Source organism: Lentzea roselyniae, from assembly GCF_039537795.1.
Lineage (GTDB): Bacteria > Actinomycetota > Actinomycetes > Mycobacteriales > Pseudonocardiaceae > Lentzea > Lentzea atacamensis.
Genome location: NZ_BAABBE010000020.1, coordinates 109,430 through 130,345 on the forward strand (window position 1 = coordinate 109,430; position 20,916 = coordinate 130,345).

Genomic DNA, 20,916 nt, shown 5'->3' on the forward strand with positions numbered 1-20,916 from the left:
ACGCTAATGCATCTGCACGCCGGGCTGTACCCCCTGGCGCAGCCGGTAGGTGACCTGGCGGCCGTCCATCACCATCTCGACGTCGACGGTCTCCTCGAACGGCGGACCCATCGGCCGGAGCAGGACCACGTTGCCGTTGGGCTGGTGGATCCGCACGTTGACGCTCAGCCGGGTCGCGATCAGGTGACCGAGCAGGTCGCGCGCGTTGCCGGCGCCGGTGTTCTCGGCCGGGTCCGCCTGCATGTGCCAGTTGATGTTCTCCACCAGCGCGCCGTACAGATGGCCCTGGTGCATCGGCCGGTTGACGGTGAAGTCGGCCACGGCCCTGCTCACCGCCTGGTGGGTGGCGGCCAGGCTCACCACCTGCTGGCGCAGTGTCGCCGGATCCACGTTCCTGGCCTGCCCGATCGCGGCGTAGAGACCGTTGGGGGAGGTCGGCGGGGTGGGCTGGCGGACCAGCACGTCCTCGTTGAGGTACCGCAGCTGCTGCTGGGTGGACGGCGCGGGCATCGGCGCCGGCACGGCCGGGTTGGTCGCCGGTGCGCCGAGCTGGGTCTGCATCGTCCTCTGCGGACTCCACGTGTTGGTGGTCTGCCCGTTGGCCGGTGGCAGGGTGCTCGCCGGGGCAGCGGACGGCACCACCACGTCCTCGTCGACCATGCCGTTGTCCTGCAACGTGGTCTTGGGCTCGGCACCCGTGGCCGCACCGAGCCCGGTCCTGTTGTGGCTGACGGCCTTGCTGATCGTCTCCGACATCCGGTGTGCCCAGCCGTCGAACGCGGTCCGGCTCTCCGGCGTGCCGAGGTCGCCGAACTGTTGCAGCTGAGCGCTTTCGATGATCGGGCGGCCGAACTCCCGGTTGAACGACCGCGCGACCGCCTCGACACCGTGCCGCTGGATCATCGTGGCGATGTCGTCGGCCCTGGTGTCGAGCACGACCGACGCCCGGAGCAGGTCCAGGCCCGCCTCGTGGTCGAGGTAGGTGCCGGGGTTGGTCCGCAGCGCGGCCTCCACGTCCCTGGCGAGCGGCGAGGCGTTCTGCATCGCGTCCGCCGTCAACGCCTTGAGGTGGCTGTCGATCACCACGTCGGGCACGTTCCTGGGCGCCCGCGTCTCGGTGGCAGCCGTGTCGTTGCCGGAGGCGCTCGGTGCGTCGGGAGGCGGCGGCGCGCTCCTGGTGGACTCCGCCTCGACCCGCGGGTTGTTGTACTCGGCGATCTTCTGGTCGACGACCGCTTTCTTGTCCCACCACTGCTTCTGCTTGTCGTCAGCGGCACGGCGGGCGTCGTCGAGCTTGGTCTCCGCTTCCTCGATCCGCGCTTCGTGCGCCGCGCGGTCCGCGTCCAGCCGTGCGACTTCCTGCTCGTGACGGGTCTCCGCCGCCGTGCGGGCTGCGTCGGCCTGAGCGACGATCTCCTGCTGCGCCGCGAGGTCCGCACTCCGGGTCTCCGCCTCGCCGCGCTGCACGACCAGTTCGGCCTCAGCGTCCGCGAGCTGTCGCTGCGCCTCGTGCAAGGCCGTCCGGGCGGCGCCTGCCTCCGCCTCGGCCGTCCGCACCGCGGCTTCCGCGTCAGCGTGCGCCAGACGGGCGGCGTCGACCTGCTCGCGCAGGCCGGCGGCGTCGGGTGTGCGAGCCAGCTGGTCCTCCAGCGACCGCAGCGACTCCGCCTCGGCGTCGCGATCGGCCTTGGCGCCGTCCACTTCGTACTGCGTGCTCAGCGCCACGGCACCGAGACCGTCGACCCGGGGCTTCAGCTCGGCGACGGTGTCGAGCGTGCGAACGGCCTCGCGGCTCGCGGTCTCCGCCCGCGCCTCCAGCGGTGGCAGCTTGGCCTGCTCGTCCAGGTGCCGCTCGATCGCCGCGTTGTAGTCGATCTGGACCTGCGTGAACTCCGAGTCGTTCCTGGCGAGCTTCGCCGCGGCCTCGTTGATCACCCGCTGGGCGTCGTGCCGGGCGGTGTCGACCGCGACCTCGGCGGTCCGCCAGTCGTCCGCAGCCTTCTTGACTTCGGCCTGCGCGTCCTTCAGGTCCTGGCCGAACTCGTGGCCCAGCACCGTCTGCGCGTCCGCGGCCGGCATCCGGACCGCGGCCGAGTTCGGCACGGACAGGTCGACGACGGAGGTCTTGCCGCCGATCGTGGCGACGACGCGGTACTCGACGCCGAACTGGACCAGGCCGGTCGTGGCCTTCGGCTTGAGGTTGTTCGTCTTGTTGTCGGTGGGACCACCGGAGTTCGCGGTGGAGTCCTCGGCGGCGTGACGCAGCTCGACACCGCTCACGCCGACGCTGACGTTGTCCTTCGGATCGGTGTTCTGCTTGATGCCCGCGCCACCGGTCGCGAGCCCGACGGACACGTCACCGCTCTCGGTCACCTTGGCCTCGCCGCTGGTCGAGGTGGCCTGCGACTTCGGGTTCTCCATCGCCACGTTGTCGCTGAGCGCGCCCAGTGACGGGTCGACCAGCTTCGCGTAGACCTTGACGTCGGCGTCCTGGCCGAACGTCAGGGCGGCCTCGTGCAGGCCCGGCACGGTCAACGGCCCGGACAGCATCGACGGCAGGTGCGGCTGGAGGTTCTCCGGGCTCAGCGTGGCCAGCAGGCTGTTCAACGAGCCCGTGCCCTTGCCGGTCAGGCCCTTGCCCGCGCCGGCGTCCTTCAGCGCCCGGATCGTCGCCTCGCGCAGGTCCTTGGCGCCGCGCAGGTTCTCCACCGACGCGCCCGGCATCAGGGTGGCGGGGTTGCCGTTCATCTGCCACTGCGAAGCGGCCTGCGGGCTGCCCTGGTCCGCGGTGCGGGTGTGGATCTCCGTCCAGTACGGCTTCGGGTTCGCCTGTCCGGCGACCTTCTGGTTGTCCGCGTGCAGCCGGACGGTCATCTCCTGCGGGCCGCTCGGGGCCGTCGCGACGACCTTGTCGCCCTTCTCCACGACGAGCTCGAACTCGATCGGCACGGTGTAGCGCGCCGCCGGTCCGCTCGCGGCGCGGAAGTGGCCGAACTGGTCGGTCGTGGACGTGGTGACCGAGCTGCTCTTCGACTGCCCGATGTTCGCCGCCGCGATCACACCCGCGGTGCCGGACACGTTCGGGTTCGCGCTGCCGGGAGCCGCGAGGCCCGGCGCCTTGAGGCCGAGACCCCAGCCCGTGCCGCGGCCCTGGCCGTCGCTCACCTTGTGCGAGCCGGAGATCGTGGACTCCATCTCGACGCCGTCGTTGACGACCTCCTGGAACTTCGGCGTGTCCGCCCTGGCCCGCAACGTGACCTGGTAGGAGTCCTTGCCGAACGTGCCGGGCTGGTGCACCAGCAACGGCACGCCGCCGTCCAGCGCGCTGTCGATCATCGCCTTGACGCTGGCGGGTGAGCTGAAGTCGACCAGGCGCTGCAGGTTGCTCATCGAGTCCCTGAGCACCGAGTCCGGCAGCAGCGGGTCGCCGAACCGCTTCGCGGTCTTGGCGTTGACGTCCTGCGTGAGCTGCGCGACCACACCGGACAGGTCCGGTGCACTCTCCACAACGGACAGACCCAGTGCGCCGGGCTGGTCCTTGGCCACCGTCGAGGGCGGCGCCATCTTCGGGAAGTCCGGCCTGGGTACGCTGGGCTGGACGTCGGGCAGCAGACCCATGTCCCGCGCGACGTCCTCGGTCACGCGCACGAAGACGGACTTCGGCAGGGTGACCGTCGCGCCCTCGGCCTTCGGCGTGCCGCCGTGCAGGAAGTTCCCCGCCCGGCTCTCGCCGACCACCGTGACGTCCGCGTCGAGCTGCACCAGCACGGTGCGCGCGCCACCGGGTGTCACGAAGTTGCGGTCGTGGCTACCGCCGACCTCGGTGGACGACGACTTCGAGTCCGACCACGGCGTGACCTTGCCTGCCACCGCGGCACCGCCGGAACCGCTGGCAGGCGTGGGCTCACCGGCGGGCGGCGCGGTCACGTTCGGCTTGACCGGGACGTTGACGCCACCGGTGATGTCGGCCGAACGGCTGGTGGACGACGACTGGCTCGCCTTGTAACCGCCGGTGTGCGCGTTCTCCGTGCCGGTGTTGTCCGAAATGGACACGAGCCTCGGGTTGGCCAGCTGGAACGAGACGCCGATCGCGCCGGTGCGGTCGGTGACCCGCCGGTCGTACTTCAGGCCCTGCTCCTGCATGCCGGTCTCGGTCAGCTTGCGCAGGTTCGCCTTGATGTTCTCAGGGGAGAACATCTTGTCGATCTGGGCGCGCGACGCGGTGCCCGGCACGGTCAGCGCCGAGTCGCCGCCCGCCGCGCGGTTGAGCGCGTCGACGGCCTGGTCGCGCAGCGCCGTCGTGTTCGCCACTGCCTCCACGTGCAGGAAGTCCGGCGACTTCTCCTTCGGCCCGGTGGTCAGCAGCTGCTGGACCGTCGGCGCGTTCCTGAGCACCTTGGGTTCCGGGTCACCGGGCTTGAACCCGTTGCCGGGGTTGGTGTCCAAAGTGGAGCTGTCGGACACCCAGAGGTTGACCCCGCCCTTGATCGGCTTGAGGCCGCCGTCCCCGGTCTTGGCGACGGTGCTCTGCTCGGGCGAGTGGAATCCCGGCGCGCCGGGCACGATCCGCCGCACCCACGCCCGAGGCCGGGTGAACGTGGTGATCTCGACCTCGAACTCCACGTCGCCCCGGAACACCTGGGCGTTCGGGCTGCCGACGTTGAGCGAGGTGCTGTTGACCGTCGGGCCGGCCGAGGTCTTGTCGGTCCACGAGTGGTTGTACTTCACGCCGAACTGGGGCGTCGGGGTGAGCGAGGCGACGCTGGTCTTGGCCGGGATCGTCACCTTGCCCTCGACGCCACCGCTCCAGCCCTTGGTGGTCGCGGTCGAGCTGTCGAGCTTCGGGCCGGTCGACGACGACTCGCGGACGTTGCGCGCGTCGGCCTGGCCGAGGTGCACCGGGTCCGACACCTTCGCCTTGACCGTGATGTTGACGTAGGTGTTGCTGGTCTTGCCGCTGTTCTTCAGCTGCACCTGGACGCCGGGGCCCATCAGGCTGTCCATGTTGGCCTTCAGCGCCGCGGGCGAGAGCTGTGAGGTCAGCCTGCGCTGGTTCGCGAGCTGTTCGGCGACGTCGCCGAAGCTCTGGCCCTTGCTGCTGCGCGGGTTCGCGTCCGGGTTGTTCCAGTTGGGCAGGAACTTGCCGAAGCCGGGCAGGTCACGCAACGCGCCCTCGACCTGGCTCTGCACCTCGGAAGCCACCTCGAACTCGCCGACCTTGGCGTTGCCCGCGGCGAGCGCGTCGCCGAGGTAGGGCGGAGGGAACTTCTTGCCCTTGTTGGACTCGTCGACGATGTTGTTCCTGGTGCCGTCCGGTGTCGGCAGGCCCAGCGCACCTGCCTCCGGCAGCCCGAGCCGCAGGTACGTGGTGACCGGGATCTTGACGTCGGCACCGCTGGGCGTGCGGACCTCGACCTCGGCGGTGACCTTGTACAGACCGGTGTCGCCCTTGAGCTGGATGCCGGTGCGGTGGCTGGTGTTGGTGCCCGCGTTGACGTTCTCGGCGACTCGCGCGGAGTAGCCGAGCGTGGCGCCGACCTGGCCGCCGACCGCGTTGGGCACACCGATGTTGCCGCCGAACCCGGCGGTGACGTCACCACCGGACTTGGTCGTCGAGGACACACCGCTGCTGTGCGAGGCGACCTCGTGCAGCCGCAGCTGTCCGGTGTCGAGCGTGCCGACCAGTTCCGCGGTGTGCAGCTTGGCCGTCATCTGCACCGCCGCGCCCTTGCTCGCGTGCGGGCTGATCAGGTCCGGCGAGGTCACGTAGGCGCCGCCGAGCATCGCGCCGAGGTTGTTGCGGATCTCGGTGGGGCTCAGGAAGTTCTGCAACGCCTCCCGGCCGGGCGAGCCGACCTTGGTGATCGACGGGTGCAGCTTCGCCGCGACGTCGGCGAACGCCTTCTGCTGGTTGCCGACCGACACCGCCTCCGGTGCGGGGTGCTCGATCTTCGCGCCCCACTTGGCGTCCGGCGGGGTGACCGCGGCGGACGCGGCACCCGAGTTGACGATTTTCGCGAGGTCGTTCGGGATCTGCAGCGTGACTTCGGTGCCGGTGGTGACCGGGTCGATGGTCGTGACGCGGCCGTTGGCGTCGGTCAGTGTGATGTCGTAGGACACCTGCACGGTGGCCTGCGTCGAGCCCTCGCCCGCGCGGATGATCCGCTGGTCGGTGAGCGAGGACGACGTGCTCTGCGCCTGCGCCGGCGTTGCCAGCTGCGCCTTGCCGCCGAGCGAGCCGTACGGGCCCATCGCGACACCGGCCGTGGCCGAGCCGCCGATGTCGTTGGCCGTGGCGACGGTGTGCGTCGTCGAGGACGAGTTGCCCGACTGCGCACCCATGTCGACCTTGACGCCCGGTGCCTCCACCGGTGCCGTGGCGGTCTGCGCCTGCATGGTGGCGCGGACGTTCGCCTCGTACCAGGTGTTTCCGATCTTGACCTGGAAGTTGCGGCCGTTGTCCAGGAACGACTCGAAGTCGCCGTTGAGCGCCTGCTGGATGCGGGCGGCGTCGGCGGGCTTGAGGTTCGGGATGGCGCTGGTGACGTTCTCGGCGCCACGCACGTCCGTCGGCGCGATCGTGCCCAGCGCCTTGTTGCTCTGGAAGAACTCCGGCAGGTCCTGGGTTCCAGGCATCACCTGGCCGACCGCGGGCGGCGCCTGGACGGTCATCGGGATGACCGGGTTCGGCGTCGGCCTCGGCGGTGCCGGTCGCGTCTCCACGTCCGGTGCGGGCGGCGCGGGGCGCGTGTCGGTGTCCGGTGCGGGCGGTGCGCCCCTGGTCGACGGGCCGGGATCACCGTCGTCGCGGGACGGGCCGGGGTTGCCGCGCGACGTGTCGGGATCCACGTCCATCGGGCCGCTGCCGGACGGGCCCTCACCCGGATCGTCGAGCCGCTGCGGCGGGTTCGCCGGGTCGTGCGGCGTGAAGCGCGTCTTGCCGTTCGGCTGCGGGTGCCCGTCGAGCTCCAGCGGCGGCGGGAACGTCGGCGGCGCCCAGTTCCCCGCCTTCTTGATGTCCGCGGGCTTGGACTTCGAGTTGATCTCCGGCGCGGGTTCGTAGAACGGCTCTACGGTCGTCTGGGTGCCGTTCGGGCCGTGGATCGTGATCGGCCGGCCGATCTCCGTCGCGAGCAGTTTGGCGGCGAGTTCCTCCGCCTTGGCGGTCTTGGCGTTGTCGGCCTTCTTCTCGGCGGCGTTCTCCTTGGCGTCGGCCTCGGCTGCAGCGGCGGTGGGCGGTGTCCAGTTCGGGTCCTCGGTGGAGTTGTCGACCGCGACATCGCCGGAACCGGGGTTGAAGTGCGCCGGGATGTCGGTCTTCGGCGCCGGGCCCGGCTCGATGAGCGCGGTGACCAGGTGGCCGTTCTCCAGGCCGTGCTCCTGGCGGAAGTTCGCGATCTGCTTGGTGATCGCGGGTGACGCGATCGACCCCTTCTGGATCGCGCCCGCGCGCAGGTCCTTCGCGGACTTGATCTCCGGAGCGGCGTTGCCCCTGCCCCTGCCCTTCTTGGAACCGGACGGGGCGGGGTTGGCCGCGGCGTTGGAGACCATGGCCTCGTGCACGGCGTTGAACATGCCGTCCGGCCGCGGGTCCGCCGCGATCGGCAGGACGCCGTGTTCCAGCGTGCCGAACGTGCGGGTGACGTTGCTCGGGTTGGACGACAACGCCAGGTTGAGCATCGCGGCCATTTTTTCCTGCTTGGCCGTCGGGTCGATGCCCATGTGCCCGTGCCCCTCGACCGGGGCGGAGACCGCGGTGCTGAGGGTGTTCTTGTCCTGGATGCCGAGCTTCTTCGCGTCGGCGTCCGACGGGTTCCAGCCGCCCTGTTTGCCGGTCTCCGTGTGCCTGACGAGCTGCTGGGCTTCGCGCTGCTCGTGCGGCTTGTTCTTCGGGTTCGCCCTGCCGTCCGCCTTGGGCTTCTTGTCCTGGAACTCGTCGCGGATCTTCGCACCGGACACGTCGGCCTTGGCCGCCCGGTCGGCCTGGGGGTCGACCTTGCCGGTCGCGTCCGGGACACCGGCGTACATGCGGCTCGTCACCGAGGTGAGCGCGACGTGCGACTGCGGCCACGACTTGCCCTCGCTCTTCGCGAAACCGAGCGCGAGGCGAGACAGGTCGGTGCCCACGGCGCCGTTGACGAAGTCGCTGGTGAAGTTCTCGCCGCGGTAGGGGTTGCGGTTGGTCTTCAGGTCGACGTCGATGCCGGAGTCGACGACCATCTGCTCTGCCTTGCCCGTGAACTCCGGATCGGCCGCCGCGCGGATCTCCTTGGCCTTGATCTCGGCGTCGAGCGAGGCGAGAACCCTGGCCTGGGCGGGGCTGGGCGTGCCGCCCTGAGCCCTGATGTCGGCTTCGAGCTTCTCCTTGGCCTGCTTGACGTCCTGGTTGAGCTCCGGCTTCTGCAGCTGGTTCTGGTGGATCTCGGCGATCTCGTTGCCGGCGAACTTGTTGATCGACTGGCTGAGGCCGCCGAACTCGTTGCCGTCCTTGCTGAACTTCACGTCGGGGTCGACGACCGTGACGTTCGCGTCCATGAAGAGGTTGGGCTCCGGCGAGTACGGCAGCAGCGGAGCCGAGTCCTTCTGGCGGTTGCGCGCGTCCATGTCGTCGCTCATCGCCTGCTGGAACTTCTGCACGAACTCGGCGGGGTTCTGGAGCTGCTGCTCCGCGACGCGCAGTTCTTCGAGTTTCTCCGCCTTCTTCTCGGGCGAGAGCTTCGTGTCGCTGTTGACCTTGTTGCGTTCGCTGTCGATCCGGGCCCGGGTGTCGTTGACGAGCGCGTTCGGGTCGCCGACGCGGTACCCGCCGGAGTACAGCAGCGGGCGGATCGGGCCGGCGCCCGGCGGGTTCAGCGAGTCCTTGAAGTGGTTGAAGATGTCCTTCTGGTCGCCGGTCACCTTGCGCGAGCCGGTGTCGAAGTCCTGGAACGAGATGTACGGGTGCGTGCCCTTGCCGTTCAGCGCGCCGATGGCGAACGTCGTGGCAGGGCTGTGCATCGTCTCGTTGCGCATCGTGCCGTAGGGGAAGCCGTCCTTCGGGTCGAAGGTCGGTAGCGGCACGAGTGCGATCGGCTCGGGCCTGCCGGAGACGGCGGTGTTCGCCTGGGTGATGCTGGAGGCGATGCTGGCGCCGGAACCGTTGGGGCCGTTGACACCGACCACGAACACCATGTCCTTGCCGGTGGGCCCGGCGTCGGCGGTGATCGAGTTGATGACGTCGTTGATCCTGCCCAGATCGTTGTGGCTGACGATCATGTTGACCACGAAGGACGGGCGCTTGTCCGCCTCGACGCTCTCCTTGAGCTTGGCGAGGTAGTTGTCCTTGGTGGGCAGGTCGAAGCCGTCGTTCGCGAGGTCCCCGAACGCCTTGTTGTACTGGACGTTGCCCAGGGACAGGTCGTTGAGCGCGTCGGTGAGGGCGTCGACCTGGCTGTCGGTCTGGGCGTCGTGCATGTCGACGTCGGCCTGGGTGTTCTGGTCGGCGTCCACAGTGGACGGTCCGGCGTTGCTGGGGCCGGGCTCGCCGTACGACGGGCCGTCGTACTTCTTCTTGGTGGGACGCTCGTCGAGCGGGGGTGCGTCGGTGTCCGAGTCGCTGTCGCTGTCCCAGCCGGCGGCGCGTTTCGGCATGCCGCGGGTCTCGGTGTCCTGGCTGGTGCTCGGCGCGGTGTCGGTGTTGGTCGTGGTGTCGGGCGCCGGGTTCGTGCTGCTCGGCGGGGTCCAGCCGGGCGGGGGTGGCACGGTGGCGGGGCCGGCCGGGTTGATCGTGGTGTCGGGCACCATGACCTGGCTGTTGGCGGTGCGTTCGATCAGCCACAGGTGGCGCGGCCGGATGCCGGGGTCTGGCAGGTGGACGTCGGCGCCCATCAGCCCGCCGTCGTTCTGGTGGACGCCGGAGTTGGTGTCGTGCTGCTGGAAGACCCGGCTGGAGTCCTTGTACTCGTCGGGAATGCCGAGGTAGTGCAGCGTCTCGTGAGCCAGGACCTCCTGGCTGGTGTCCGGGTTCCAGTGCGTCTGGTCGACGTTGGGGTTGTTCGGGTCGACCTTGATGCTGGTGTGGGCGTCGGCCTTGTTGTCGGTGAACTCGAGGTTGAGGTGGAACTGGTCACCGCTCGGGAGCCGGAAACCCTGGTTCAGCAGGTTGTTCACGCCGGCGGTGGCGTTGTCCTTGACCTGCTGCACGACGTCCGGGTCGACGTCCGCGGCAGGGTCGACGTGCACCTTGACGGTGTACTCCTGCACGAAGCTGCCGGGGGTCGTCTCGATGCGGCGCAGGTCGTAGTTGATGAGTCCCTGGTAGGACTTGATGTTCGACGGCGTGCTGTCGGTGCGGACGTCGTGGACGACCACGTCGACGGTGCGGACGTCGGTGTCGTTGCGGCGGTCGGCCCAGGTGCTGCGGTCGGCCGGGTTGTTCGGCTGGGACCAGTCGGCGGTCTTGGCCGGGTCGTGCCGCCACGACTCGTCGGTGAGGACGTCCTTGCCCCGGTGGGATTCCGGGGTCGGCGGGGTCATCGCCGGTGGGGCGCCGCCGCTGCGGACCTGCTTCGGTGCGTCGGTCTTGGTGTCGGCGTTCGTGTTCGGGCTGGTGTTCGTGTTCGGCGCGGGGTGTGCCGGCGGGGTGTCCCTGGTCGGTGCCGGACGGTTGTCGCCGGTGTTGTTCTGCGCGGAGGCGTTGTTGTCCACGGCCGTGTTGGTGTCGGTGTCGGGGCTGCCCTCGCGGACGGCGTCGCCCAGCACCTCGTAGCCGGTCGTGGTGCCGGGCGGGGTGTTGTGCTCCCGGTGGGGGCGGTCCTGCTCGAACGTGGCCGGGTTCTGGTCGAGGATCTTGTACGACCCGTACTCGGCGAGGTCGTCGAAGACCTCCTTGCGGAACGCGTCGCCGAGCGGGTTGTCCTTGGTGATCGGGAACGCCTCGAAGCGGCTGGCCCACTGCTGCCGGTCCGCGGCGCGGCCGGTGTCCCAGACCGTCTCCCAGACGGCCTCCTTGAACGACCCCGGCTTCGCGGCGGCGTCGACCGTCTTGCCGAGGTTGGCGGTGTCGATGTCCTGGTGCATCGCGAACGCGTGCACGTTCGCGTCCGATCCCTTGTGGTCGCTCAGGTACTGCTGCAGCTGGTGCTGCGCCGACACCAGCGACAGACCGCCCTGCGTGTAGTCGATCAGCACCACGTTGCGGTCCGGGGGCAGATTCCCCAGGAACTCGTCGAAGTGGGCGTTCAGCATCTCCTGCTGCTGGGGCGTCAACGGATCGACCTTGCCGCCGTGTGCCGCGTACGACGGGGCGAGGATCGAGTTCGGGTCCGAGGGCGGCGGCCGGAAGTTCGACAGCGGGATGGACACCGCGTCGTGACCTTGGTTCTGCAGCGCGGCGACCACGGCGGCCGGACTGCGACCCAGGCCGACATAGGCGAAGTCGCTCGGCGGGTACCGGTTGGTGATGTGGTTGGCCACGTCGTTCACCGCGTCGACCAGGTGCTGCTGGCCCTGGATGTGCTTCTCGCGGGCCAGGCCCATCAGCTCGTTGTGGAAGTCTGCGGCGTTGTTGATGCCGTACGACTCGGGCTTGCGGTTGCCGCCGCCCACCTCGGGGTCGTAGAGCAGCGGCATGATCGACTCGTTGACACCGCTGTTCGCCGGCACGTCGATCCCGCTGTCCGCCAGCCACTGCTTGGCCATGTACGGCGTCAGGCCGATCGTGGTGTCAGCGTCGACGTGGATGCCGACGAACTCCGACGGCTGGTTCGGCAGGTACTTGAACCCGTCCGGCGTCACCTGCCAGCGCGAGTCCTGCCTCGGGTCATCGGCCTTGTAGCTCTCGATCCGCTGCTCGACCGTCTGGTCCGAGGCGTCCTCGTAGACGGAGTCGGTGTCCGAGTCGCTGTCGGACTGCGCCTGGTTCGAACGCGACGGCGCGTTCGGGCCGGGGCTCGGTACCGGCGCCACGACGACGTCGGGTGCGGCGGTGGTGTTCGCCGTGGTGTTGGTGCTGGGCGACGTCGAGGGAACGTTCGCCGCGGGGGCCGGACGCGTCTTCACGCCCGAGTCGCCGGGGTTGGGCGTGGTGGTGGGCGGCACGTTCGGCGCCGGGTTCGGCGACGGTGTGTTGACCGGCGGGCTGCTGGGGGTCGGCGCCGGGTTCGCCGGCGGCACGTTGGTCGCAGGTGCGTTGACCGGCGGTGTGTTCGGGTTGGGCGCCGGGGACGGCGTTGTGGCCGGTGGGACGTTGGTCGCCGGGTTCGGCGATGGCGTGTTGACGTTCGGCGCGGGTGCCGGCGGCGCGGCCGGTGGCACGTTGGCCGCCGCGTTGGGCGCGGGCGTGTTCGCCGGTGGCGTGTTCGGGCTCGGCGATGGCGTATTGGCGTTGGGCGCGGATGGGGGCGAGACGTTCGGCGTGGGTGTGGCCGGTGCGGGCCGCGTCTGCACGGGTGGCGTGTCGGCCTTGGGTGGCTGGGCGTTGGGTGCCGTGTCGGGCCTGGGGGAGGGCGTGTTCGCCGGTGGGACGTTCGGCGGCGGCGTGTTGGCGTTCGGCGCGGGTGCCGGCGTTGCGGGCGGTGGCACGTTGGTCGCCGGGTTCGGCGCGGGCGAGACGTTCGGCGTCGGCGTGGCCGGTGCGGGCCGCGTCGGCGCGGGTGCGGTGTCGGCCTTTGGCGGCTGCGTGGACGGCGTCGTGTCCGGCCTGGGGGACGGCGTGTTCGCGGGCGGAACGTTGGCCGTGGGTGCGCTCGTCGGAGGCGTGTTCAGCGGCGGCGCGGCTGGGGCCGGGCGCGACTGGGTGGGTGGTGCGGTGTTCGTGTTGGGGCCCGGAGTGTTCGGGGTGGGCGTGTTCGGGGTGGGCGCGTTCGGGCTGGGCGTCGACGCCGGCGGCACCGTCGACGCCGGCGGCGGTGAGAGTGGGGTCGGCTTCGGGGCCGGGGGTGGGGTCGACGGCGAGGTGCCTGGGGCCCTGGAGATCGTGTTGTCGGGGGTGCCGGGCTTGGGCGCGTCGAACACGCCCTTGCCCGTGTTCGTGGGCGGGGGCGTGAACTTGCTGCCGCCGCGTTCGGACGTGCCTGCGCCGGGGTTCGCTCCGCCCGGTGCCATTGGCGGGGTGGCGGCGGCTGCGGCTGCTGCGGGAGGTGTGGCCCCTGGGGTGATGCCGCCGCGTGGCGGGCTGTTCTGAGGCTGTGTGGTCACCGCGCTCTGCGAGCCGGGGGTTGCGGGGGGCGGAGTGCCTGGGGTTGCCGGAGGCGGGGTGGCGGGGACGCCTGGCTTCGGCGAACCCGGAGTTGCCGGCGAGCCCGGAGTGCCCGCGGCCGGCGATCCGGGGGTGCCTGGCTTGGGCGCGGGCGGGGGAGTCGTGGTCGAGCCGGGTGGGGGCTTGGAGATGGTGCTGTCGGGGGTGCCGGGCTTGGGCGCGTCGAACACGCCCTTGCTGCTGCCAGGGCCACCGAACTTGTTGCCGCCCCTCTCGCCTCCGGTCTGAGCACCGGGGGTGCCGGGAGCCATGGGCGGGGCCATGCCAGGGGCGCCGGTGGGAGGTGGGGTGCTGCCGCGCGGGCCGCTGGTCGACGGGGACGTCACGGCGTTCTGCGGGCCGGGTGGGGTCACGCCGGGCTTGGAGCCAGGGGTGGTCGAGCCGGGTGTGGTTCCGCCTGGCACAGAAGGGATTCCGGGGCCCTTGCCACCTGGCGTGCTGCCGGGCCTCGAGGACGCGGGGGAGCCGGGGGTGGCGCCGCCGATGACCGGGGGCGCCACCACACCCGGGCCGCCTGGGCCCTTGGCGCCGCCACCGGAAAGTGGAGCGGTGCCGCTCTTGATGTTCGGCGTGGCGCCGACGGCAGGACCGCCGGGAGTCTTGGTGCCACCGGTCGAGACGGGGCCCGCGCCGCCCGCGATGGTCGGCACGGCACCGACTGAGGGACCACCGGGACCCTTGGCGCCACCGGTCGTGACCGGGCCGGTGCCGCCCTTGATGTTGGGCACGGCGCCGACAGCGGGGCCGCCGGGCGTGTTCACGCCGCCACCGGAGACGGGACCGCTGCCGCCCTTGATGTTGGGCACGGAACCGACGGCAGGACCGCCGGGAGGCTTGGCCCCGCCACCGGTGAGACCGCCGCCGCCCTTGATCGAGCCCGGTCCGGTCACGTGCGGGCCGCCCTGGACGTTGTTGCCCTTGGTGTTGATGCCGCCGCCGGCGATGGAGCCGGGGCCGGACACCTTGGGGCCGCCTTGGGCGTTGTTGCCCTTGGTGTTGACGCTGCCGCCGCCGGCGATGGAGCCGGGGCCGGACACCTTGGGGCCGCCTTGGGCGTTGTTGCCCAGCGTCGTGTTGGCCGCGCCGGGTGGTGGCTTGGCGTTGGTGGAGGTGTCGAACGAGCCGAAGGTCTTCTGCTGGTTCGCGTCGGTCTGGACGAACGTCTGGTGGGTGGCCTTGAGGTTCGCCTGGACGTCGGTGAACGCCTTGGCGCCCTTGTCGGCCTGGGAGACCGCGTTGTCGTTGGACGCGTTGAGCGCCGGTACCGCGAACAGGCCGATCGGGCCCAGCGCGTTGCCGCTGAAGTTCAGGCCGCGCAGGCCGCTCGAGATGCTCGCCAGCCGGGACCCCAGGTCCCCTGCCTTGCTCTGCAACCCCTGCATCGAGGAGTCGTTCATGGAGAAGCCGCTGTTGCCGGTGGGGAGGTTGCCCCCACCGGTACCCGTGGGCGAGGGGGTGGGCGTCGGGTTCGGCGCCGGGTTCGTGTTCGGCGACGGCGACGGTGCGGGATTGGCGTTCCCCTTGGCCATGAGCGGCTTTTCTCCAGTGCTGCGTCAGAACAAAGCAGGGTTGGCAGGGTCCCGGCTGGGGACTACTCCGACGGCCTGGTGGACCGCTCGTGGATCACGGCCGGGCGGAGCGGCTGGACCGGGGCGCCGCCGGACTGGGCGGTCGTCTCGTAGGCCGCGGCGCGCTGGAGCGGTTCGGAGGCCTCGGCCGGGGCCGAGTAGGCCGTGTGCGCCTGGAGCGGGTTGTAGTTCTCCCTCGTCGGCTCGAGAGCCTCGAAGGTGTGCGACATCTGGGTCCGCGCGAGAGGCTCGAACGCCGCCGCCTGCTGCAGCGGCTCGGCCGGGGTGGCCTCGACGCTGCTGTACATCTCCCGCGCCTGCATCGACTGGACCGGCGTTCCTGCCGTCATCGAGACACCGGACGCCACGGTCGAGTCCGAAGCCGCCGCCATGCGATGTGCCGCCTGGAACGGCTCGGCCTGGACGGCCTCTACGCGGTGCGCCGTCCGGAACGGCTGCAACGGCTCGGCCGCGACCACACGCTCCGTGGCCTGCATCGGCCGCAACGCCTGCATCGGCTCGGCGACGTGCATCGGCTCGGACGCGGCCATACGCCTCACCGCGTGCATGGGCTCAGCCTCAACCGTGTTCATCTGAGCCCGGGAGAGGGCCTGCATGGTGGGCGCTTCCGCCTGGACCGTGCCAACACGGGCGTTGGCGACCGCGTTGGGCGCGTAAGCCGTAGCGGTACCACCACCGGACTGGTTGTTCGCCACCGCCTCGTCGATCTTCTTGTCGACACCGTTCGAAGCCTTCCAGCCCTCGTAGCCGATCTCGGCGACGTCGGCGGAGTTCTCGAAGCGCTCCCAGCCCTTGCTGATCTTCGCCATGATGTCGTCGAGGTCGCCGATCCGCTTCATCTGCCGGCCGAGGGCGGCGACGACGCGGGCCACGCGGGCCGCGATGTTCGTGCCCAGCGCGACCGCCTTGCCGACCGCGAAGCCGATGAAGGCGGGGATCGAGGCACCGAACGTCGGGATCATCGTGGCCGCCGCGATCAGCGCACCGCCGATCAGCGAACCGATCAGCTGGGCGATCAGGTCGCGGACGATGTCGCGCAGGACGGTGACCAGCATGCCCATGATCGCGACGATCTTGGCCTTGGTCTCGACGGCGCTGGCGAGCTCGTCCAGCTCCTGCGACATGCCGTCCATCGACGCCTTGAAGCGCTCGGACGACGTACCGGTCCAGCCGTCGAACGTCGCCAGCCCGTTCTTGTGGTCCTCGGCCAGCACCCGCAGCTCGGCCGCGCGCGCCTTGGTGGCCTCGACGTTGGCCTGGATCTCCTCCGGGTTGCCCATCAGCTGGTTCAGGGCGTCGCGGAGGAACGACACGTGTTCGATCAGCCAGCCGACACCGGCGCCGATGATGCTGCCCAGCGGGTCGATCGCCAGCATCACCGTGGCCGAGGCCGCGCCGATCGCGTTGAACGTGATGTCGAGTGCCTTCTCGGCCTCGGACTCCGCGTCCTTGCTGATGCCGTCGATCAGGCTGCCGTAGGCCTCGATGAACAACGAGCCCTTGAGCTTGTTCTCCTCGGTGATGTTCATCCCGGGAGGAGACGGGAGTGGGGTTTGGGGAGCGGTCATCGCTGTGTCCTCACCAGGGCTGGTTGTCGTCGTCTTCGTCGTCGTCCGCGCGGCGTCGTCCGCGGACGGGCTGCGGCTGCGGGGCTGCCGCCGGCCTGCTCACCGGGGGAGCCGGAGCGGGTTCCGGCTCGTCGTAGGAGTCGATCTCCTCGTAGGGCTCGGTCTCGTCGACCTCCTCGTCGGACGGGATCGAGTCGGACACCATCTGGTACGCCTCGGTGCCCTCACCGAGCGGCTTGAAGATCTCGAGGACCTTCTCCGCCGCCTGCTTCTGGGCGTGCCGCGCGGTCTCCAGGATCACGGCGGTGAGCCGGGCGGAGCCCAGCTCGACCGCGCGGTGCCCGAGAACGAGGTTCTGCAGGCCGCCGTTGGGGCCCACGGTCACCGTCACCGAACCGTCCTTCGACGTGACGGTCGCGGTGGACGCGGCGAAGTTCTCCTGCAGGTCCTCCGACTTCTTCTTCAGGTCGGCCAGCTTGGCCTCGTACTCTTCGACCCACTGGGTGGGGTTCGCGGGATTCACACGTTCCTCCGGCGGCGGCGGTTCAACTGCGACCAACGCGTTTTCACGCGAGCACAGCGTCGATTCGGGTGGCGATGCGGTCGTTGTCGGTCGGCGAGAGGCTCAGCCAGCCGTCCGAGTTGACCATCAGGTAGCGGCCCTGGTGGGTGTCGAACCAGTTGATCACGACACCGGAGCGCGCCCGGCCGCGGGTGACGCCGAACTGGCCGCCCGCGACGCGGTTCGCCGCGAGCTCACCGAACTGCTTCGCGTCCTGAGTGGACAGACCGGCCCGCTGCAACGCGGCCCGGTCGTCCATCTCGTCATCGGCCGCTCCCCACGGGTCTTCGGAGTCGTCCTCCTCCGACTCCTGGAGTGCGACGGCCTCCTGCAACGTCTCGACCCGCACGTTCACCGCGGTGCCGGGGCCGGGCTCACCGTCGGGCAGCACCCGCACGATCTCGCGGGCGAGGCCGGTCTCCCGGATCGCCAGCAGCCCCACCCGGTCGTTGTCGATGATCGCCAGCACGGCCCGCTCGCCGTTGGAGACGGCGAGCGCCCGCACGGTCCGGTCCAGCCCGGCGACCGCGTCCACGGACACGTCGTGGTCGTCGAGCAGCCGCAGGTACTCCTCCAGCCGGTGGTTGTCGGCCAGGCCGCGGTGCCGAAGCTCGTCGAGCGTCTTCTCGCGCAGCACGCGGCGGTCCTGCTCGGTGTCGCCCTCGCTCGGCACGTCCAGCGGGTAGGGCATCCGGCCGAGCCGCAGCTCGTGCCACAGGACGTCGAACTCGCGGGGCGACAACAGGAACTCGGGGGTGATCACGAGGCGTCGGTGCCCTTCTTCTTGGGCTTCGCGCCGCCGATCACCGACGGGGGCAGGTTCTCGCCGGGGACCTCGAACAGGTCGCCGCCCATGATGTAGCTGGCGGACCGGTGTTCCTTGTCCTCCTCGCCCCTGCCACCGGCAGCGGGAGCGCCGCCCATCGGCGCGCCGGCCATGCCGGCACCGGCCGCGGCGGCCGCGCCGGGACCCGCCATGCCCATCGGCATGCCGGGACGGGCCTGGCCCTGCACACCGGCCGTGCCACCCGGCTGCATCGCGCCACCGGCGCCACCGGCACCGGCCGCGCCGCCACCGAAGCCGCCGCCACCACCCGCGGCGCCGAAGTTCGGAATCGCGCCGGGCTTCATGCCCGACGAGGCACCGCCGCCACCACCGCCGCCGCCCGGACCACCGGGCATACCGGGTCCCGTCGTCATTCCCTTGGGCGAGTTCGGGTTCTGCGGCGTGTAGTTCGGGTTCGGGATGTCCCTGCCCACCACGGGAACCTTCGGGATGTTCGTGTTCGGCCGCTGCGTGCCGGACGGGCCCGTGCCGGTGTACGGCGTGCCGCCCGTCGGGAACTGCGGCGTGTAGTTGCTGCCGCCGCCGCTGGTGTACGTGGTGCCGGGGTTGGGCGGTGGTGTGTAGCCGGGAGCCGTCGGCGTGTACGTCGCGGCTGCCGCGCTCGTGTTGCCGGGGTTGTAGTTCGGCATCTGCGGCGTGTAGCTGCCGCCTCCTCCGCCACCACCCGCGCTGGGCGGTGGGGTGTAGCCGGGCGCGGACGGCGTGTAGGCCGCGGCGGCGGGCGTGTTGACGCCGGTGCCCTGCGGCGAGCCTCCGGTCGGCGCACCGGCGGGAGCGGGCGCGGTGGCCGTCGCGGCACCACTCGCGGCGGCGTGCGTGGACATGAGGCCCTCGGCACCGTTGAGCGTGGGCGCTCCGGCCGCGCGAGGCAGCGCCAGCACCGGCTCCTCGATCCGGCCGGTGGTCGGGTTGAACGGCGGCTTGAAGACCGGCACCGACGTGTCGATCTGCCGGGAGCTGTTCTCCATGTTGGTCATCACGGAGACCGCCTGGTCGTGCGCGGCGCGCGACGCGTTGTTGGCCGCCGCGATGTCGGCGGAGGCCAGCACGAACGCGGGTGTGCCCGGCTGGGACAGCGCGGCGGCGGCCTTGTTCCAGTCGAACTGGATCGGCGCCGGCATCTGCGCTCGCGCGTTCTCCATCACGCGGCCCTGCTCGGCGACCTTGTTGCCGACCTCGACGGCGGTGCGGGCGGTCTCGTCGACCCACGTCCCGAGCTTCTTCATCGCCTCACGGGCGGCTTCGGCGGCGGCACCCGTCCACTTGGACTCCGACGCGGTGATGACCGCGTTGATCGTGCGGGCGGCCTCGGTCAGCTCGGAGCCGTACTTGCCCCACTCGGAGCTGATCTGGCCTGCCTGACCGGGATCGTTGTTGTTGTGCACAGCGGCGTAGAGCTCTTGGTGCGAGCGTGACGCCCAGTTCTGGGGGTCCGTCAGGACCGGCTTGTTCTCGAACTCGCTCGGGTCGGTCTCGGGGGGCATGACCGGCTCGCCTCTCGCGTCGATGGAGTCAGCTGGATCCGAGCCGGGATCAGCTGTTCATGATCTTCTTCAGTTCGGTCTGCTGGTCCTCATCGAGGCGGGTGAAGTTCTCGATCGCCTCGACGATCGAGTTCTTCGTCTGTTCCAGCACCGTGCGGTACGCGGTCATGACGCTGACGAACGAGTACTGCTCACCCTCGGCCCGGTGGGTGAACTTGTCGCGCATGGCGTCGCCGACCGGGTTGGCGCCCAGCGGTGCGGGACGGGCGATGCTGGTGTTGGCGTGTTCGATCCACGCGTCGACCTGGTCGATCTGAGCCTGGAACTGCTTGCGGAGCTCTTCGCCCGCGGCCGGGTCGAGTTGCACCTGACCCGAGCTGACGGTGTCGCGCAATGCGACAGCGTCGTTGTCACCGACGATGTACATGCGTGCAGTATCAAGTAGCTTCATGTACATCGCTTACTTTCCACGCCGCGGGTAACCAATTGAGACTCGCGTTCACAATCTGTTGCGGCGCAGTGAAACGGGCCACCGCCGGGTTGACGACCGGTGATCGTAAAGATCGTTTCCCCAGGTTGTGAGAGCGCTCTCGATCCAGTGCCCGAACGGGCATCCGACCTCTGTTCACATCACCGGATCGGGCCTTGACCGGGGTCCTGTGTGGCCTAAATCACACGCGTCTCGGATCGGTTCTTAGGCTTGTCTTGATCTCGATTCCGCAACGGCGAGTGTCGCCGATCCGAGTGATTTCAACCGATGAGACGAATTCGGGCGCACACCGGAGTGCGCGCCCGAATGATCAATGACAAATATTGTCCGGTTCCGGGAATGTCAGGCGAGAACGGTGTCGATTCGGGTGGCGATGCGGTCGTTGTCCGCGGGGGAGAGGCTCAGCCAGCCGCCAGAGTTGACGACGAGATAGCGGCCCTGACGGGTGTCGAACCAGTTGATGACGGCGTCCGCGCGCTGACGTCCGTGCGTCACGCCGAACTGGCCACCCGCGACCCGGTTGGAGGCGAGCTCACCGAGCTGGCGTGCGTCCTGTGCGGACAGACCGGCGCGTTGCAGCGCCCGGGTGTCGTCGAGCTCGTCGTCGGCCGCGCCCCACGGGTCGTTCGACTCCTCCTCAGGCTCGGCTTCCTGCAACGCGGCGGCCTGCTGCAACGTGTCCGCTCGCACGGACATCGCGCTGCCGGGACCGGGTTCGCCCTCGGGCAGCACGCGCACGATCTCGCGGGCGAGACCGGTCGGCCTGATCTCGGTGAGGCCGACGCGGTCGCCGTCGATGATCGCCAGCACGGCCCGGTCACCGCTGGAGGCCGCGAGCGCCCGCACGGTGCGGTCCAGCCCCAGCACGGCGTCCACGGACACCTCGTGGTCGTCGAGCAGCCGCAGCAGGTCCTCGAGCCGCTCGTCGTCGGCCAGTCCGCGTTCGCGCAGCCGGGCGAGCGTCTGGTGCTGCAGGGTCCTGACCTCCTGCTCGGTCGCTCCCTCGCTGGGCACGTCCAGCGGGTAGGGCATCCGTCCGAGCCGAAGCGTCCGCCACAGCACCTCGAACTCACGCGGCGACAGGAGATATTCGGGCGTGATCACGACAGCAGTATCGGGGAGGGCACGGGGAACTGGCC

7 protein-coding genes are annotated in these 20,916 nt (G+C 70.3%); all 7 read right to left on the reverse strand.

Features of this window, described 5'->3' with window-relative positions:
• Window positions 1–3 precede the first annotated feature (3 nt).
• The 7 genes from ABFX45_RS31015 to ABFX45_RS31045 all read right to left on the reverse strand — a co-directional run bounded on the left by ABFX45_RS31015 (window position 4) and on the right by ABFX45_RS31045 (window position 20,881).
• Window positions 4–14,766 (reverse strand): hypothetical protein, encoded by a 14,763-nt coding sequence (locus ABFX45_RS31015; protein WP_346133755.1) that lies wholly within the window; start codon window positions 14,764–14,766, stop codon window positions 4–6.
• A 62-nt stretch (window positions 14,767–14,828) separates the two neighbouring features.
• The gene (locus tag ABFX45_RS31020) at window positions 14,829–16,355 is read right to left on the reverse strand and encodes a WXG100 family type VII secretion target (protein WP_346133757.1); all 1,527 of its coding nucleotides are present in this window, start codon (window positions 16,353–16,355) and stop codon (window positions 14,829–14,831) included.
• Window positions 16,356–16,404: 49 nt separating this feature from the next.
• Complete coding sequence (locus ABFX45_RS31025) at window positions 16,405–16,917, reverse strand: YbaB/EbfC family nucleoid-associated protein (RefSeq protein ID WP_109638088.1); 513 nt, start codon at window positions 16,915–16,917, stop codon at window positions 16,405–16,407.
• 43 nt (window positions 16,918–16,960) lie between these two features.
• Window positions 16,961–17,719 carry an ESX secretion-associated protein EspG gene (locus ABFX45_RS31030; protein WP_109638089.1) on the reverse strand — a complete coding sequence of 253 codons (759 nt, stop codon included), beginning with the start codon at window positions 17,717–17,719 and terminating at the stop codon, window positions 16,961–16,963.
• Complete coding sequence (locus tag ABFX45_RS31035) at window positions 17,716–19,287, reverse strand: PPE domain-containing protein (RefSeq protein WP_346133759.1); 1,572 nt, start codon at window positions 19,285–19,287, stop codon at window positions 17,716–17,718. Before ABFX45_RS31035 ends, ABFX45_RS31030 begins: the two co-directional genes overlap by 4 nt.
• Window positions 19,288–19,336: 49 nt before the next feature.
• A complete protein-coding gene (locus tag ABFX45_RS31040; protein ID WP_346133762.1) occupies window positions 19,337–19,714 on the reverse strand; it encodes a hypothetical protein in 378 nt (125 codons plus the stop codon).
• A gap of 405 nt (window positions 19,715–20,119) precedes the next feature.
• Entirely contained in the window at window positions 20,120–20,881 is a 762-nt protein-coding gene (locus ABFX45_RS31045) for an ESX secretion-associated protein EspG (RefSeq protein ID WP_346133764.1), read from the reverse strand.
• Window positions 20,882–20,916: the final 35 nt, after the last annotated feature.